Below are 16,615 nucleotides of genomic sequence, written 5' to 3' on the forward strand. Positions count from 1 at the left end.
AATTATTTGCGCGCCTTCGCAGCCGCAACCAGTCCATCCAGCCAATCCTGATGACCGTTGATCATCGGATTGGGTTTCGCGCTTGCCAGCTCAACGGCCGGTTTACCGTTTTGCGTTTCCTGAGTCAGGATACGCACGCGATTGTCAGAGAGATCTTCAATCAGCCAGGCGTGCAGAACATCTAATCGGTCGTCGCTGCCCACTTCACCCGCCCAGCCGTGCCAGGAAACACGGGCCGCTTCGCCGACTACGGGTGCCACGTACTCGGTGACCTGCGCTTCCACCGGGAAGCCAAAGGTTTCGAAATAGAAGCGTACGCCCTGCTCCAGTTCGGGGCCTTTGTTGTCATAGAAACGCGCATTCGCCGAGTTCTGATAATAAGTCGGCCAGAGTGACGGCGTATTCAGTAGCGGCCAGATATTCTGGGTGCTTAAGCCCGCCACAATCACCTCGTTGGAACAGTAGTTATCGCTAAAGCCCGGTACAAAACCTTCTGGCCAGTTAATCGCGTTCATTTTCATTTCATTCGTCTCAGCGTGGATAAATCGTGGCAAAAGTATCTGACTCTCAGTGAAATAAGACCAATCGCCATTATTTATTTTTAATATACGTTTTCGTGATATCTGGTGGCAGCGTATGATGAGGCACTGCCACGCCATCGCCGGAAGATGATGAAAACCGATATCCGCAACCTCGACCTCAATTTGCTCAAAGCGCTGGATGCCTTACTGGATGAGCGCAGCGTCACCCGCGCGGCTGAACGTTTAGCCCTGACGCAACCTGCAGTCAGCGGCATGTTAACGCGTCTGAGGGAGTGTTTTGATGATCCGCTGTTCACGCGGGCGCAGCGCGGCGTTGTCCCGACGTTGCGCGCACTGGAGTTGGCTCAACCCGTGAAGTCCATTCTGGCGGAAGTGTCAGAACTGTTGCAGCCCAAAGCCTTTGACGCTGCAACCGCCGAAATGACCATTAAAATCGCGGCCACCGATTATGCCCTGCGTGCGGTCATTGTGCCCTTTATGGCCGCGTTAAGGGTACAGGCACCGGGTATCCGCGTGGCGGTATTGCCCGTTAACAACGAGCAGTTATCTGCGCAGTTTGAACGGGGTGACATCGACATCGCGTTGATCACGCCAGACAGTGCCCCACCCGATCTACACGCCCGCTCGCTGTACGATGAAGAGTATGTGTGTCTCATGCGCGAGGACCATCCACTGTCTGTGCAGACAGGTTTAACGCTCGACAGTTTCTGCGCGCAGGACCACGCGTTAGTTTCCTACGTAGGAGGCAACTTCAAGGGCGTCACGGATGAGGCGTTAGCCGCGGTTGGACGTTCGCGACGTGTGACGCTTTCGGTGTGCAGCTTTTTAGTATTACCAGAGATCTTACGCGTCAGTGATTTGATTAGCGTGGTGCCACGCCGGTTAACGCACGATTTACCCGGTTTGAAGGTCTTGCCTCCTCCGTTAACGATCCAGGGGTTCAACAAAATTGTGGTCTGGCATGAACGCACGCACCGCGATGCCGGGCACCGCTGGTTGCGTGAATTACTCTTCTCTACGGCGATTTAAGCGGCCGCCTGTTCATTCCCCAGCAGATTCAATATATGGCTGCGCAGCGCCACCAGCTTAGGGTCATCACGTCGGCGCGGCCAGGGCAGATCCACCTCAATCACATCCACCACTTTCGCCGGTCTTGGGCTGAATACCACCACACGATTCGCCATCACCAGCGCCTCTTCAACGTCATGCGTTACCATCAGCGTGGTGAACTGCTGCTCCTGCCAGAGGTCAACAATCTCCTGCTGCATGCGCAGTCGCGTAAGGGAGTCAAGTTTACCCAGAGGCTCATCAAGAATAAGCAGACGTGGCACATTCACCAACGCGCGAGCCAATGCTGCTCGCTGGGCCATACCGCCAGACAGCTGATGCGGCCAGGCGCGAGCAAAATCCTTCAAGCCGACACGATCCAACATTGCGTTAATTCGCTGCTCTTTAACTGCGCGGCTCTCGCCGCGAATCTGCAATCCCAGACCGACGTTGTCATACACCGTGCGCCATGGATAGAGCGTGGGATCCTGAAACACCACCACGCGTGAAGGATCGGGGGCTGTAATGGCTTTACCCTCTTCCGCGAGCAAACCGCTGGCTGGAGGTTCCAGCCCGGCGAGCAAACGTAATAAAGTCGATTTCCCGCAACCGGAAGGCCCTAGCAGAGCGACAAATTCACCGGCCTTCACCTGTAAATTGATGTTCTCCAGCACCGGTAAATCACTGCCTTCAAGCGTAAAATGGTGATTCACTTTTTCAATAGCAATATTCACGCCTGCAGAGGTCATGGCCATATTTCGCTCCTGCTAAATAAGAGTGTGCCGACAGTTATCAGCAAATAACCATAAGCGTCTCTCTCTCCTGATTGAAATAGCCTTTTCGGCAAACCTATCCGTCATCTTTCATAAAGAAAAACTGCATGACCTCATGCGGGATTGTTATTTGGTGGTGGGAAATCGCTAAGCGATAGTGCCCGTGATCTTTAATGACAAGGAAAGCAGAATGGCAATGCAAAAATACTTTCTGAGCCGGCGCGCATTATTGCGCGGCCTGGGTTTATTCAGCGCTGGTGTAGCGGTGAATCCATTGTTGAGCAGCAATGTGTTCGCCGACGACAAACCGCTTAAAACCATCAAACTGGCGTGGGGACAAACGGCGGTGTGTCAGGCGCCGATTTCCGTTGCCCTGAAGCAGGGTTTCTTCAAAAAATATGGCCTTAACGTTGAACCGGTTAACTTCAGCGGCCCGACCGATGCCCTGCTGCAAGCGATCGCGACCGGGCAGGCCGATGGTGGTATTGGCATGGCGCTGCGCTGGCTAAAACCGCTTGAGCAAGGCTTTGACGTCGACCTGACCGTCGGCACGCACGGCGGCTGCATGCGTTTACTGACCCCGCAAAACAGCGGCATCCGCGATGTAAAAGATTTGGTGGGTAGATCTGTCGCGGTCAGCGATCAGGCCAGCCCGATTCGTAATTTCTTCGCGGTGCAGCTGGCGAAACAGGGCATCGATCCTGATAAACAAATCAACTGGCTGCAGTATCCGCCCGATCTGTTTGGCGAGGCGCTGCGTAAAGGCGAAGTACAGGCACTGGCCACCGATGACCCACAGGGTTGGCTGCTGAAGAAACAGCACAACCTGCTGGAAGTCGACAACAACCTCAAAGGCGAATACGCCAGCATGACCTGCTGCGTGCTGGGGCTGCGCGGTTCGCTGGTGCGTGACGATCCTGCCACCGCGCGGGCCATTACCCAGGCAATTGTGGATGCACAGCAGTGGACCGCCGATCATCCCGCCGAAACCGCCAAAATCTTCCAGCCGTTTGTGCCGGGTTCGGTGCCGGTAGAGGACATCACCGCGATGCTCAAAGAGCACACTCATCACCACCACTCCACCGGCGCCCAGCTGCGCAGTGAAGTCGCGACCTATGTTGAGGAGTTGAAGAAGATCAACGTGATTCGCCCGGATACCGATGCGCAGCAGTTTGCCGAACACTATGTGCCGCAACTGCTGCCCGCCGAATCCGCCCATCAGCACGCCAGTAACATGGCGCACATGAGCAATATGTCGAGTTAAGGAGAGAGTCATGACCAGTGAAACCCTCACGATTGCCCAACACCGTGCAGCACCGCGCCGCCTGCAACCCGCCGTCTGGGGCGCGCTGTTGCTGTGGTGGGCGTTAGTGGCGCTGATGGTGGCGGTACCGGATAAGCCGCAGGGTTTTGCTGCCCCGCGCTTTGTCGATCAAACCCATGAACTGTTTGCCGGGATTGCGTTGTTACTCACCGTGTTGGCAATAGCCTCTGGCGTGTTTCCGCGTCTGGCGCTGCTGGCTCCGTTGAAACGTAGCGGGCCGTGGTTGATTGTGCTGGCGCTGCTGATTGGCGTGTGGGAAACCGTGACCGTTAAACTGGCGCTGTTGCCCGCGCCCTTCTTTGCACCGCCGCGCGCACTGGTCGAAGCCTACGCCACTGACTGGCCACGTCTGCTGGACAGCGTGCTCAATTCGCTGCGTTTGCTGGCCTTTGGTTTTCTCTACGGAAGCGTGGTGGGCTTTGTGACCGGCGTGGCGATAGGCTGGTCGCGAGGACTCGGTTATTGGGTACATCCGATTTTACGCTTCCTGGGTCCCGTGCCATCCACGGCGTTGCTGCCGCTGTCACTTTACTTCTTCCCCTCCAGTTTCTCCGCTGCGGTGTTTCTCATCGCCCTGGCCACCTGGTTCCCGGTGACCGTGCTGACCTGGTCCGGCGTTTCCAGCGTCGATACCCGTTACTACGATGTGGCGCGCACGCTGGGCGCCAATTCGATGTTCCTGGTGCTGCGCGTGGCGGTACCCGCCGCATTGCCGCACCTGTTTGTCGGCCTATTTATGGGGCTGGGCGCATCGTTCTCGGTGCTGGTTGCCGCAGAGATGATGGGAGTGAAATCGGGCCTGGGTTGGTATCTCCAGTGGGCACAGGGCTGGGCGGCCTACGCCAATATGTATGCGGCGCTGATCGTGATGGCGCTGCTGTTCTCTTCCCTGATCTCCCTGTTATTCCTGGTGCGTGACCGTTTGCTTTCGTGGCAACGCAGCGCGGTGAAATGGTAACGGCATGGTGATGCGCCTGAAGGCGCACCTTTTAGAAACGTTGCCACATCTCAAGGGGCGTCAATCATGGCGCCCAGGCAGGCTACTCCACCACAGAGGTGAACTATGGTTGCAAAAATTTCCTCGTCAATCACCGAACTGATTCGTAATACGCCGCTGCTGCGGCTCTCACGTTATGCTCAGCAACAAGAGATTAAGGCCGAAGTGATCGCCAAACTGGAGCTGTTTAATCCTAATCACAGCGTCAAGGATCGCATTGCGCTCAGCATGATCGAAGCCGCAGAACGCAACGGCACCATTCAGCCTGGCGACACGCTGGTAGAAACCACCAGCGGCAATACCGGGATTGGATTAGCGGCGATTGCAGCGGCCAAGGGCTACAAATTCCGCGTCTATATCAATGATTTTGTCAGCATCGAACGCACGCAACTGATTCAGGCGTATGGTGCTGAAGTGGTGCCGTTCAGCACCATTGAGGGCTTCAGAGAATTTTATGAAGCCAGCAATGGCGATTTTGTCGCCGCCCCCAAATGGCTGGCGGAAAAGGTCACCGCTGCGGAGCCGGAAGTCCATTTTTTGTTACAGCTGGAGAATCCCGCCAACCCGGCCGTGCACGTTCAGACTACCGGGCCAGAGATCTGGCGCGACAGCGGCGGCAAGCTGGATATCTTTATTGCGGCAGTGGGAACCGGCGGCACACTGTCGGGAACCGGACGCTATCTCAAACAGCAGTACCCAAGCCTGCAGGTGATCGCGGTGGAGCCTGGCGTGGGTTCACAACCCAGCGAATTGCGTCCGGAACCGCTGGAGATCACCGGGGTGCACGCCTTTAGCAATCAGCCGCCCGAACGCATCCCGGCGAATCTGGACCACCGCGTGTATGACGAAGTGATCGCCGTAGAAACCTGGCAAGCGTATGCGTCGGCACGTCAACTGGCGCTCAGCGAAGGCGTGTTGGTGGGTGACTCTTCCGGGGCCGTATTGTGGGCGGCAGAACAGGTGGCGGCGCGGCCGGAGAATCACGGCAAGCGTATCGTGGTTTTGTTGGCAGATGGCGGCAGCAGCTACCTGTCGACGCAGTTATTTGCGCATCAGGTGCCTGCTGAGACCTTCAAGCTAGCAAATGCGATTCAGACATCACAAAAGATTGCCTGATTCGCCGGGTTTTCTTTATCACGATGTCATTTATGGCGCATTCCTGAGCAACAACGCTGCTCGATGAATGCGCGATAAATCACTCCGCCACATCAAATTGCGCGTTATAAGATCGCCCCTCACACCAGCACATTGCTGGTGATACCCTTAGCGAACAGCAGCGGATCGGTTTCTGGCCGCAGCACGTTAATAGCCTTCAAATCCCGCGCATAAACATCGATCTCTTTGACGAAGGCATTGCCCACCGAATAGTGCCCATGGGTATGGGTTTTCAGTACGCTGGCGATCTCCTGCGGCGTGGTATTCAGCGCCTGACCGTTGAACTCGCTACCGATCGCTACGGGATGCTGCGCAGCATAGGCGTGCGCTTGCAGGATGGCATGGGTAATCGCGGCAGCCACCTCTGGCTGTTCGCGAATCAAACTGCCACGCGTGCCCACCACACAGCAACTCAGGTTGGCGTACTCATCCATCAAATTAGTACCGACTTCGCGATAGCCCGGCTTCTGCGCCAGGCGCCACATAATCGGATCTGAACCGCTGGCGGCCTGAATTTCCCCTTTCTCCAACACCATTGGCAGCAAATCTTGGGGGAATACACGCCAGTTCACGTCGGTATTGGGATCGACGCCGTGCTTTTTCAGCATCAGTGAAAAGAAGTTCTTATCTGCGCCCGCCATATCGGTAACGCCGATGGTTTTGCCTTTTAGCTGCTCCAGCGTGGCGGGACCGTCACTGCGCGCTAATAAGCGCATGCAGCCACCGTGCGTGCCTGCGGTGAGTTTCACATCGAAGCCTTGCTCCAGCGCTTTTAACCAGCGCAGTGCCATGCCGATGGCGGCTTCCGCTTTCCCCGTGGCAATCGACTCCAGCAATAATTCGGTGGAATTGCCAAAGTTGACGAATTCCACTTGAAGGTTGTGAGCTTTGAAGAAATTATGTTGATCGGCCACCACAACCGGTGCCAGGCAAATGGCATTAAGGTTCACCGCGAGGCGAATGTGCGTGGGTTTCGCCAGTGCCCACTTACCCGCACCACCCTGCAACAGGTCGCCGGACATCGGCATATTGTGCATCTGATCTTCGGCGAAACTGCGCCCTGGTAAAGTAGACGCCATCATCGCTGCGGCGGAATACCCAAGAAAGCGACGACGCGAAAGTAAATAATTTTCTGGCATGATTTTACTCCCAAAAATATATACAGGTGAAAGAGTGAGCGTTGTAATAATTCATTTCAGGAGCAGGCAGATTAATCGTTAATTAACAGCGCAACCAGCTGTGTAATTATGCCGATTACGCATGTGTTAAGCGGTTTTATTGCTTTTACAGCCTTGCCATATCAGGAAACAATCGACCCTATGTTATTCATCGATAAACAAGGTTTTCTTAATGGCAAATAACACGCCTTTTCTCGCTGAATTATTGCCAGCCCTCACCGAACGATTGGCTGAACATGCTGAAGAAGTTGATCGAAGCGGTGAATTTCCGCGCGCGGCTTTTGCTCATCTGCAACAACTTGGATTGTTGTATTTCGCTTTGCCCGTCTCCGCAGGCGGCGGTGGTGGCGATTTACGCGATTGTCAGGCGATCATTCAGGCAGTCGCGCGCGGCGAACCCTCCGCAGCACTGATTCTGATCATGCAGTATCTCAATACGCGGAGGCTGAGTGAGGAATCTGATTGGCCCGTAAGTGTGCGCGCGACGGTGGCGAGCAGCGTGGCAACCGAGGGCGCGTTAATCAATGCGCTGCGCGTCGAGCCGGAACTGGGTACGCCTGCGCGTGGCGGTTTGCCCGCAACCCGAGCGCGAAGAACCGCCGAGGGCTGGCGCATCAGTGGCGAGAAGATTTACTCCACCGGCAGCTATGGGCTGAGCTGGTTTCTCGTCTGGGCCATCAGTGATGATGTCGATCCGCTGGTCGGCGGTTATCTGGTGCCCGCCGATGCGCCAGGCATCCAAATCGTCGATGAATGGGATCATCTGGGAATGCGCGGCACCTGTAGCCATCGCGTGGTGTTAGATGAGGTGTTGATTCCGCTCAATCACGCAGTCAGCGTTGCACCCTGGAGCACGCCGAAAGCCGGGCTAAATGAAGAAGAGTCTGTGTGGCTGGCGGTGTTGCTCGGCTCGCTGTATGACGCCATTGCCCAAAGTGCACGCGACTGGTTTATTGGCTTTTTACAACAGCGCGCTCCTGCCAACCTCGGTGCACCGCTGGCATCCTTGCCACGTTTTCAGGAGTTAGTCGGACGGATTGATACGCTGCTATTCACCAATCACACGCTGCTTAACAGTGCCGCACGCGGTCAGGTTGCCAGCAGCCATACGGCTCAGATCAAACAAGTGGTGACAGAAAATGCCATTCGTGCCGTTGAACTGATGGTGGAAAGCATTGGTAATCATGCGTTAACGCGTCATCATCCGTTACAACGTCACTATCGTAATGTGCTTTGCGGTCGCATTCACACTCCGCAGAGTGACGCCATTTTCACTTCCGTGGGCAAAACCGCCCTGGCTGCTGCGAGGAATACTTCATAACGTTACGTTTGCGGAGGTGACATGGGCACTGATGCTTTTGAGCCAGGTTGCAGCTTCCAGCATCGCCAACCTGTGTTTTCACGTTTAATGGCTATTGCAGCGCCCAGATTACTTCCGCCTTACACCCTATAAAATCGCACTAAAATCCTGCATGCTGTCCGTTTTTAGGGCCGCGATATCTGATAGCTATGACTGCCACTAAAACTGGATTTACTCTTGTAGCGCTGGCAATTTTTGCCGCGCTCGCCTTGCTGTTTTCCCACTGGACGGCGTTTCTCGCCTGGTCACTGCAAACGCAGATCCAACTCCACCGCCTGCTGGTGACGCATCTGCTGCAAATCAATAGCGGGCAATACAGCGCGGGGTTGTGGTTGATTGGCGTGACCTTTCTTTATGGCATCCTGCACGCGGTTGGCCCCGGCCATGGCAAATTTATCGTCACCACCTGGCTCACCACTCATCAACCGCCGCGCGGTGTCGCGCTCAGCGTGCCGTTTCTTGGCAGCCTGGTGCAGGGCCTCAGCGCCATCGCTTTTGTGTTTATCCTGGCCGTTGGCTTTAACCTGACAACCGGCGATCTCAGCACCAGTCGCTGGTATCTGGAAAAAGCCAGCGCGCTGTTTATTGCCGCGCTCGGCGTGATGATAATGGTGCAAGCCTGGCGAGGCCGCAATAAGCATCTGTACCAACATCAGCATCAGCATCAAGACGAACATGAGCATGAACATGAACATGAACATGAACATGAACATGAACATGAACATGAACATGAACATGAACAGCATCATAACGGCTGCGGCCATCATCACGGCATTACTGCGGATTCAGTGGATAACTGGAAAGCGTGGATCGGCATTATTATTGCCACGGGCGTGCGGCCTTGCAGCGGCTCACTCACGGTGCTGCTGTTTGCCAGCGTGATTGGCATCACCCGTTGGGGCATGTTTGCGGTGATGACCATGGCACTCGGCACCGGTATGGCACTGGTCGCGCTGGCTCTTTTCGTACGTCATTTTCGTCATCGCGCGGGAGAGTTATGGTTGGCTGAGTCATCGCCACGCACGCAGCAAATACTGGGGATAGTACGTATTGCCGGAGGCGCGTTGCTGATCTTATGTGCGCTGGTACTGTTTTTAACCGTGGTGCCGATCAGTGCGAACGGGGATTATATTGCGGCGGGATGTTAATAATTTTTCAAGTCTGATGCGAACAACGCCGGGCCGGCATCCTTGCCGTCCCTGCCAGTGACTCACGAACATCAGCGTGAACCCCGGCAGAGCACGCATTGCTGCGCGCCCGGTTGGTTGAAATCAGAAACGGTAAGACGCAGTCACCGAGAAGCTACGAGGTTCGCCATAAACGATGCCGCCACTACCGACGTTTTCGTCATACTCTTTGTCGAACAGGTTGTTCAGATTTCCCTGCACGCTCAGGTTTTTCGTCACGTCGTAACGTGCGAAAAGATCAACCAACGCATAGCTGCCCTGACGTGCGCGCCAGGTGCCATTGCCGTCCGGTGCGCCAACGTCTTTGTACGTCTTCGACTGCCAGTTCACACCGCCGCCCAGCGTCAGCTGATCCAGCATCGGCAGACGATAGCTGGTGAACAGGTTGAACGAGGTGCGTGGCAGCTGTGAGTTGTAGTTCTCACCATCACGGTCTTCAGCCACATAGGTGGTGCCACCGAAGGTCATCTGCCAGTTATCCGTCAGCGCACCGTTCACTTCGAACTCGACGCCACGGCTGACTACGCCACTCTTACCAACGTAGATGGCATTACCGGTATCCGGGTTGGTCGCCCCAGTTGCTTCCGCAACGTTGTCCAGTTCTGAACGGAATACTGAAATTGAAGTGGTCAGACGGCTGTTCAACCAATCAGACTTAACACCAGCTTCATAGTTCTTACCAATGACAGGTGAAAGGTAACCACCCGAAGCATCCTGATAATCTTGTGGCTGGAATACTGAGGTATAGCTCGCGTAAGCTGACCAGTTATCATAGAAGTCCCAAATCACACCGCCGTAAGGAGTGGTGTTGTTCTTCTCCATCTCTGAACTCAGCGTCTCACGATTCCAGTTGGTATAACGCGCACCTAAAATAACATGCAGCGGATCGGCCAGTGAAATGCGAGTGGCGACATAAGCGGATTTCTGACGCACCAATTGCGTGTCTGATGCCGGCTCACGAGGGTTCCAGTCGGTTTCCGGGAAGTTGCCATTGAAGTTATTGAAATTGCCCAGCTCGGCCGGCGAAATATTTGCCCACGCGCTGTAGTATTTATTATCCTGACGGCTGTAATTCACACCCACCATCAGTTCATGTTGGCGACCTAACAATTCATACGGGCCGCTGGCGAACGCATCGACGGCATCGACTTTACGTTTACCGGTGTTGTATCCAGTGCCACCTACGACAGGGTAATTAGCATATGGCGAGGTGCCGATACCGGTGTTCTTATCGAAGTAACCATCGATGTAGAGTTGCTTACTGTCGAGAAGCATCTCGTTATGAGTACCGTTAAGGGTGATATTCCAGCCGTTATCGAAGTTCTGCTGCAGGTTAACAAAGACCTTTTTATTTTCTTTGTTATTGTAAGCCCACTCCGGTGAGGTGTTATACCCGCGACGCAGATGCGTTTGTGAACCGTCGGTATACCAACGCGGCGAACCACTCCACATTGGGGAGTCAGTGTCGACTTGAGTAAATTCATAGCCCACAGACAGCTTGGTTTTATCGGTCAGGTCAGCATCCACCACACCGTAGATGAATTTCTTCTCGAAGCCATAACGCTCGATAAAGCTGTTTTTATCTTCGTAACCCGCCACTACGCGGCCACGCACGTTGCCTTCGGGCGACAGCGGCGCAGAGAGATCGGCGACATAGCGCTGTTTGTCCCAGCTACCGTAGCTCGCTTCCAGATTCCCGGTGAACTCTTTGCTGTCAGCGTGTTTACGTACCATGTTGATGGAAGCTGACGGGTTACCTGGGCCGGTCAACAGGCCGGTGGCACCGCGCACCACTTCAACGCGCTCGTATAACGCCATATCGGTTTGCGCATCGCCAAGGTTCCAGCGAGAAGCGAAAGCGGTAGGGATGCCATCAACCATGTAATTGTCGATGATAAAACCGCGTGAATAATAATTCGTACGATCCATATCGCTGCTGACGCCTCGAATACCAGTGGTATTCGACAGTACGTCATTCAGGGATTGCAGCTGCTGGTCTTGCATACGCTGCTTGCTGACAATGCTGACCGATTGCGGAATATCACGCGCGGTCAATGCCATTTTGGTACCGGCACGAGTGACCGGGACGCTGTAATCTTTTGCTGCCTGCTCTTGCATATCGCTGCTGGCGCTGGCATCCACGGTCAGGGTTTGTTCTGTTTTGGTGCTATCTGCGGCCTGGGCAATACCTGACGCCACCATCATTGCCAGCACAGAGATACGCAATGCTCGCTGCGGCGCACGGCCAGATTCCCTGACGCGCTTTTCTTTGAAAGACATAATATTCCTCAATCAACTTATCGTTATTTTGTGTTGGCGGCATAGCTGCTGACGTCTGTTAGATCCAGCCATAAATAACGTGCTGAAAAGGAATATCAGGATGAGGTATTTCCCGACCGTGCCGTCCTGGCACAAACAGAACGACCGTAAAGATGCCGTTAAGAAAGCAAATGAGAAATATACGCATTAAGATTACTATTGCAAGAGATTGTTACCGGTTATCCGGCAATTTTACATTTGGATATTTCCTTATTCTTCAATGATTAATAATACAGGTGGGTTATTTTCGGACATTATCACGCAGATTATTGGAGCAAACCTGTGATAAATCACAGGTTCTCGTCGTGATGGTATTCAACGGATCACCAGGGCCAGCGTTTTTCCGCCAAATCCACCAGAAGACGTGACGCGGGGGAAAGTTCACTGAGTGAGCGGAATTGCCAGCCGAAGGTACGCGGCATCATGACCAACGGCAGTGGAATTTCAATCAACTCGCCGCCCTCACCTTTTAATAATCGGCGGGAAATAAAACTCAATAACTGGGTTTGTGCCAGCACGGCACGCAGGGGTGACAGCGTATTGCTTTCCATTTGTGCACGCGGCGCCGCATAGCCACCGCTGCGTAGGCGTTGTTCCAGCCACTGACGCGTCGCGACATTATCCGAGGGCAATAACCAGTTGTATTCATCAAGCTGTTCAGGCGTCGGATGTATATTGGCCAGTGGATGATGGCGGCTGGCGGCAATCACCACCGGATCCTCAATCAGCGGGCGGGTAATAAATTCGCTGTTCCCCTGCGGTAGAAAACCCAGAATCAAATCAACCTTGTTCTCGCGCAGCAGTTTTTGCAGCAGATCATTCATCCCGACCGTCACTTCGAGTCTGGCGGTGGGGGCTTTGTGCAACAGGTCTTTACTCAGCACTGGCAGCATAAATTCCGCTGCCGTGGCCGCCACGCCCAACCGGATTACGCCCGCCGTTCCCGCACCCAGCGCCTGTAAATCCTGTCGGGTGACCTGCATCATGTGCACGACTTTTTGAGCACGTTCACAAAGTAGTAGTCCCGCTTCGGTGAGTTGCATCCCACGCCCCACCTTGAGAATTAACCGCGTGGCGTAAAACTTCTCCAGACGTTGCAGACATTTGGTTAAGGCGGGCTGAGTGATACCAAGGGATTGCGCCGCCTTACCCAGATGTCCTGTTTCCTTCACCGCCAGCAGATAATGCAGATCTTTCAGTTCCATTCATTCCCACCAGGAATCAATTGATAAAATTCAGAGAATATAATTTATCACTCTACGCTGCCAGGATGGAATGACATTAACAACAGAGCAACACGCCGTTCGCGTCACCTTGTGGCGCTTAACAAGGGAGTAAAGGATGAAACATTCACTGAAAGCACTGGTTACGATGATCGCTTTGGCCAGCAGCGCACAGGTTTTGGCACAAGACACGCTGCCCGTGACGTTACCGACGCAACAGGACAGTCGTCTGGAGCAGGTCGCCACCTCGCCACGCGTGTGGAATGGCATTACCGTGAGTCATGACAACCGCCTGTTCGCCTCGTTAACGCAATCGGAAGGTGCGGGTTTGCAGCTGGCGGAAGTGATCAATAATCAGCTGAAAGCCTTTCCCGATGACAGCTGGAATCAGTGGAACGCTAACGATCCGGAGCATCATTTTTACCACGTGAATGCGCTGCGTATCGGACCGGATGGCGATCTATGGGTGATGGATTCGGGCAACAAAGGGATTGGTACCGGCGATCAGGCCGTGGCTGGTGGCGCCAAGCTGGTCCACATCAATCTGGCCACTGGCAAAGTGGTGAACAGCTATGTGTTTAAGGCACCAACGCTGCAACCCACAAGCTATCTGGATGATGTGCGTTTTAATGGCGATTTCGCCTATATCACCGATCCCGGCGCGGTGGGATTAGTGGTGCTGAACCTGAAAAGCGGCAAAAGCTGGCGGGTGCTTGATAACCATCCTCTTTCCATTGATCACCAGCCAATTTACGCGGATGGCAAGAAGTTGATTCTGCGCGATGGCCGCGAAAAACGCGTCGGCCTCGATCAGCTGGAAGTTTCGCCGGATGGCAAATGGCTCTATTACCAGGCGATTCCGGGTCCTCTGGCTCGCATTGAAACCCGTTATCTGAACGACAGCGCCCTTTCAGCGGCGGAAGTGGCGAAGCATGCGGAGAAAGTGCGCGAAACCTGGAGCACCGGCGGAACAGCCATTGATGCCGAAGGCAATATTTATGCGTCGGATATCAATACCCGCAGCATTAAACGCATCGCGCCTGATGGCAAAGTGACCACCGTGGTGCAGGATCCCCGCCTGGTATGGATTGACGCAATGTGGGTATCCGACGGCGCACTGTGGATGCCGTCCGGACAGATCAATCGCACGCCCGCGACCACCGGCGGCAAACCGTCAACCGTGGAATATCCGGTGAAGCTGTACCGTCTGCCGTTACCGATTAAGCCTTCGCCGCGGGATCATCAATAAGCCATAACGTGCCCATTAAAGCTATTTAGCGCGGTAGTCACGCCGCGCTTATTCAACGATCTCTCTATTGATAAACAGGAGGAAATAACACCAGGATAAATCATCACCGTACGCTATTTTAAATTTATTAAAACTAAGAGGTTACGCACAACTTTCGCGTAAACCTAACCTTGTGCCTGCCGAAAAAAAAACTGGATAATATTGCCAGATTGACGAGGTTGCAGAAGGTTAATTTGAACAATAAATAATCATTCGCTGTTTTTTATTTATTCCGAATACGTTGCGTTTGCTACCCACAAACGTGCTCTATCCCTCTGGACAGGAACTTTCGTCATGCTGCTGATCATCAGTCTGCTTATGATAATCTGCTTTATTGGCTTATTAATGAGCAAAAAGCTTTCCGCTCTGACCGCATTAATCCTGATTCCCACGCTATTCGCATTGTTATCTGGCCATGGCGCGGATATGGGCGCCATGGTGATTAAAGGATTGCGTACCGTTGCGCCCACTGGCGTCATGTTGATATTCGCGATGCTCTATTTTATGAGCGTAACGGATGCCGGGATGTTTGATCCGATTATTAAAAGAATCGTTTCTGCAGTCGATGGCGATCCGGTGAAGATATTTGTCGGCACCGCACTGCTTGGCTTTATTGTTGCCCTGGATGGTGATGGCGCGACCGTATATATGATCGTGCTTTCCGCGTTTATGCCGATATATGAACGCATTGGATTATCAAAGCTCAGCGTTGCCGCTCTGCTATTACAGTGCACCGGGCTGGGCAATATGTTTCCGTGGGGTGGACCCACGGCGCGTGCGGCCGCCGCCGTTCAGGCTGACGTCTCTGCTCTGTTTGTCCCGCTGCTGATTCCGCTGCTGGCCTGCGTGGCATGGACTTTTATCCTGGCGGTGATGCTCGGCAGAAGTGAACGCAAACGTCTGGGTTTCCAGCCGCATGTCCCGGTGGAACCTGCCGTGCTGCAGTTTGAAGAGAAACGCTGCGTGGCCTGGCGTTTCTGGTTTAACTGGGCGCTGACCATTGCATTGATGACCTTCCTGGTTCTGGATGTGATGCCCATGGCGTACCTGTTTATGCTGGCCACCGCCATCATGTTCGTTGTCAATTATCCGCAACTGAGCCAACAGCAGGAGCAGATCGGCCGCCATGCGCCCGCCATCCTTGCCGTAGCCGGATTGATTTTCGCTGCGGCGGTGTTTACCGGCATTTTTGCTGAAACCGGTATGGCGAACGCCCTGGCACAGGCGATTGTGCAGACTATTCCCGCTGCACTCGGCCCTTATCTGGCGGTGATTACTGCCTTGATCAGTATTCCCGTCACCTGGATGGTATCGAACGATGTGTTCTATTTCGGCATGCTGCCGGTGCTGGTGCAGGCTGCGGGACATTATGGTATCGAACCGATTGAAATGGCTCGCGCCGCCCTGGTCGGTCAACCGGTTCATATTCTCAGCCCACTGGTCGCCTCGACCTATTTATTGGTCGGCATGCTGAAACTGGATTATGCACAGACACAACGGTCCACGCTGCGTTGGTCGTTTATCACCTCAATTGTATTATTAGTGGTCGCACTGATCACCGGTTGCTTCCCGTTTTATCGCAGTCTATAGAATATATTTATCCCCTTGTAGCCGCTATTTTCCGCGGCTACACCTCGACTGGCTTGAGTGAAATATCTGCTTTATGTCTTATTGTTCGATATTGACACCACTCTGCTGAAAGCTTATTTTCCGGACAATTCTGCATTATGGGTAATATTTTCATTTGATTAAAATTGACGTAGAATGCGCCCTTTCATCTTCGTTATAAAAGTAATAAGGGTTATTCATGAGCGATGCACTCAAAGCATTGAACAATCTTCGTACACTGCGCGCCCATGCGCGTGATGTTGAGATTGCGGTATTAGACGAAATGCTGGAAAAGTTCGCCGTGGTGGTTGCAGAACGCCGTGAAGAAGCGGAAGCGAATAATGCCGCTCAGCGCGAAAAAGAAGAAAAACTGGCGCTGTATAAAGAGATGCTGCTGAATGATGGCATCGATATTAGTGAATTAACGAAATTAAACCAGAGCGAAACCAAACCGAAAGCGAAACGCGCTCCACGTCCGGCGAAATATAAGTTCACCGACGAAAACGGTCAGGAAAAATTCTGGACTGGCCAGGGTCGTACGCCTTCACCGATCAAATCCGTATTAGATGCGGGCGGTTCGATGGATGAGTTTCTGATTTAAACGATCCGCATGG

At 53.7% G+C, this 16,615-nt stretch carries 14 protein-coding genes; 9 read left to right on the plus strand and 5 right to left on the minus strand.

Features of this window, described 5'->3' with window-relative positions:
- Window positions 1-2: 2 nt before the first annotated feature.
- Window positions 3-521 carry an SRPBCC family protein gene (locus AC1MDE_RS01745; RefSeq protein WP_479401680.1) on the minus strand — a complete coding sequence of 173 codons (519 nt, stop codon included), beginning with the start codon at window positions 519-521 and terminating at the stop codon, window positions 3-5.
- Window positions 522-671: 150 nt separating this feature from the next.
- Here AC1MDE_RS01745 and AC1MDE_RS01750 point away from each other — a divergent pair, with 150 nt between their 5' ends.
- Window positions 672-1,571, plus strand: a complete 900-nt coding sequence (locus AC1MDE_RS01750; protein ID WP_479402048.1) for a LysR family transcriptional regulator — start codon at window positions 672-674, stop codon at window positions 1,569-1,571.
- Here AC1MDE_RS01750 and AC1MDE_RS01755 read toward each other — a convergent pair.
- Entirely contained in the window at window positions 1,568-2,344 is a 777-nt protein-coding gene (locus AC1MDE_RS01755; RefSeq protein WP_479401681.1) for an ABC transporter ATP-binding protein, read from the minus strand. The two genes, AC1MDE_RS01750 and AC1MDE_RS01755, sit on opposite strands and share 4 nt — an antisense overlap.
- Window positions 2,345-2,552: 208 nt before the next feature.
- Between AC1MDE_RS01755 and AC1MDE_RS01760 the strand changes: the two genes are divergently transcribed.
- The 3 genes from AC1MDE_RS01760 to AC1MDE_RS01770 all read left to right on the plus strand — a co-directional run bounded on the left by AC1MDE_RS01760 (window position 2,553) and on the right by AC1MDE_RS01770 (window position 5,799).
- Window positions 2,553-3,626, plus strand: coding sequence for an ABC transporter substrate-binding protein (locus tag AC1MDE_RS01760; RefSeq protein WP_479400044.1), 1,074 nt, complete (start codon window positions 2,553-2,555; stop codon window positions 3,624-3,626).
- Window positions 3,627-3,636: 10 nt separating this feature from the next.
- Complete coding sequence (locus AC1MDE_RS01765) at window positions 3,637-4,644, plus strand: ABC transporter permease (RefSeq protein WP_479414956.1); 1,008 nt, start codon at window positions 3,637-3,639, stop codon at window positions 4,642-4,644.
- Window positions 4,645-4,749: 105 nt separating this feature from the next.
- Window positions 4,750-5,799: a PLP-dependent cysteine synthase family protein gene (locus AC1MDE_RS01770; RefSeq protein WP_480344162.1), complete on the plus strand. Its 1,050-nt coding sequence runs from the start codon at window positions 4,750-4,752 to the stop codon at window positions 5,797-5,799.
- A gap of 119 nt (window positions 5,800-5,918) precedes the next feature.
- Here AC1MDE_RS01770 and AC1MDE_RS01775 read toward each other — a convergent pair whose 3' ends face one another.
- On the minus strand, window positions 5,919-6,977 hold the full coding sequence (locus AC1MDE_RS01775) for an ABC transporter substrate-binding protein (RefSeq protein WP_480344163.1): 1,059 nt from the start codon (window positions 6,975-6,977) through the stop codon (window positions 5,919-5,921).
- 211 nt (window positions 6,978-7,188) lie between these two features.
- On the opposite strand from AC1MDE_RS01775, the gene AC1MDE_RS01780 reads away from it, so the two are divergent.
- The gene (locus tag AC1MDE_RS01780) at window positions 7,189-8,337 is read left to right on the plus strand and encodes an acyl-CoA dehydrogenase family protein (protein WP_480344164.1); all 1,149 of its coding nucleotides are present in this window, start codon (window positions 7,189-7,191) and stop codon (window positions 8,335-8,337) included.
- Window positions 8,338-8,525: 188 nt separating this feature from the next.
- Complete coding sequence (locus AC1MDE_RS01785; protein ID WP_480344165.1) at window positions 8,526-9,524, plus strand: nickel/cobalt transporter; 999 nt, start codon at window positions 8,526-8,528, stop codon at window positions 9,522-9,524.
- 123 nt (window positions 9,525-9,647) lie between these two features.
- Here the strand turns inward: AC1MDE_RS01785 and fhuE are convergent, their stop codons facing one another.
- A complete protein-coding gene (gene fhuE / locus AC1MDE_RS01790) occupies window positions 9,648-11,843 on the minus strand; it encodes a ferric-rhodotorulic acid/ferric-coprogen receptor FhuE (protein ID WP_479401685.1) in 2,196 nt (731 codons plus the stop codon).
- A gap of 362 nt (window positions 11,844-12,205) precedes the next feature.
- Window positions 12,206-13,087 (minus strand): LysR family transcriptional regulator, encoded by an 882-nt coding sequence (locus tag AC1MDE_RS01795; protein ID WP_058961738.1) that lies wholly within the window; start codon window positions 13,085-13,087, stop codon window positions 12,206-12,208.
- Window positions 13,088-13,223: 136 nt separating this feature from the next.
- Here AC1MDE_RS01795 and AC1MDE_RS01800 point away from each other — a divergent pair, with 136 nt between their 5' ends.
- The 3 genes from AC1MDE_RS01800 to AC1MDE_RS01810 all read left to right on the plus strand — a co-directional run bounded on the left by AC1MDE_RS01800 (window position 13,224) and on the right by AC1MDE_RS01810 (window position 16,602).
- Complete coding sequence (locus AC1MDE_RS01800; RefSeq protein WP_058961739.1) at window positions 13,224-14,354, plus strand: L-dopachrome tautomerase-related protein; 1,131 nt, start codon at window positions 13,224-13,226, stop codon at window positions 14,352-14,354.
- Between the two features lie 264 nt (window positions 14,355-14,618).
- Window positions 14,619-15,983 (plus strand): CitMHS family transporter, encoded by a 1,365-nt coding sequence (locus AC1MDE_RS01805; RefSeq protein ID WP_480344278.1) that lies wholly within the window; start codon window positions 14,619-14,621, stop codon window positions 15,981-15,983.
- A 217-nt stretch (window positions 15,984-16,200) separates the two neighbouring features.
- Window positions 16,201-16,602, plus strand: coding sequence for an H-NS family histone-like protein (locus AC1MDE_RS01810; protein ID WP_097117820.1), 402 nt, complete (start codon window positions 16,201-16,203; stop codon window positions 16,600-16,602).
- Window positions 16,603-16,615: the final 13 nt, after the last annotated feature.

The organism is Pantoea folii (genome assembly GCF_056678875.1).

Excerpts from the sequence above, each read along its gene's own strand:
- AC1MDE_RS01780 (WP_480344164.1), top strand. The coding sequence starts at position 7,189 with ATGGCAAATAACACGCCTTTTCTCGCTGAATTATTGCCAGCCCTCACC.
- AC1MDE_RS01750 (WP_479402048.1), top strand. The coding sequence starts at position 672 with ATGAAAACCGATATCCGCAACCTCGACCTCAATTTGCTCAAAGCGCTG.
- AC1MDE_RS01770 (WP_480344162.1), top strand. The coding sequence starts at position 4,750 with ATGGTTGCAAAAATTTCCTCGTCAATCACCGAACTGATTCGTAATACG.
- AC1MDE_RS01755 (WP_479401681.1), bottom strand. The coding sequence starts at position 2,344 with ATGGCCATGACCTCTGCAGGCGTGAATATTGCTATTGAAAAAGTGAAT.
- AC1MDE_RS01795 (WP_058961738.1), bottom strand. The coding sequence starts at position 13,087 with ATGGAACTGAAAGATCTGCATTATCTGCTGGCGGTGAAGGAAACAGGA.
- fhuE (WP_479401685.1), bottom strand. The coding sequence starts at position 11,843 with ATGTCTTTCAAAGAAAAGCGCGTCAGGGAATCTGGCCGTGCGCCGCAG.
- AC1MDE_RS01810 (WP_097117820.1), top strand. The coding sequence starts at position 16,201 with ATGAGCGATGCACTCAAAGCATTGAACAATCTTCGTACACTGCGCGCC.
- AC1MDE_RS01800 (WP_058961739.1), top strand. The coding sequence starts at position 13,224 with ATGAAACATTCACTGAAAGCACTGGTTACGATGATCGCTTTGGCCAGC.
- AC1MDE_RS01765 (WP_479414956.1), top strand. The coding sequence starts at position 3,637 with ATGACCAGTGAAACCCTCACGATTGCCCAACACCGTGCAGCACCGCGC.
- AC1MDE_RS01785 (WP_480344165.1), top strand. The coding sequence starts at position 8,526 with ATGACTGCCACTAAAACTGGATTTACTCTTGTAGCGCTGGCAATTTTT.
- AC1MDE_RS01745 (WP_479401680.1), bottom strand. The coding sequence starts at position 521 with ATGAAAATGAACGCGATTAACTGGCCAGAAGGTTTTGTACCGGGCTTT.
- AC1MDE_RS01775 (WP_480344163.1), bottom strand. The coding sequence starts at position 6,977 with ATGCCAGAAAATTATTTACTTTCGCGTCGTCGCTTTCTTGGGTATTCC.
- AC1MDE_RS01760 (WP_479400044.1), top strand. The coding sequence starts at position 2,553 with ATGGCAATGCAAAAATACTTTCTGAGCCGGCGCGCATTATTGCGCGGC.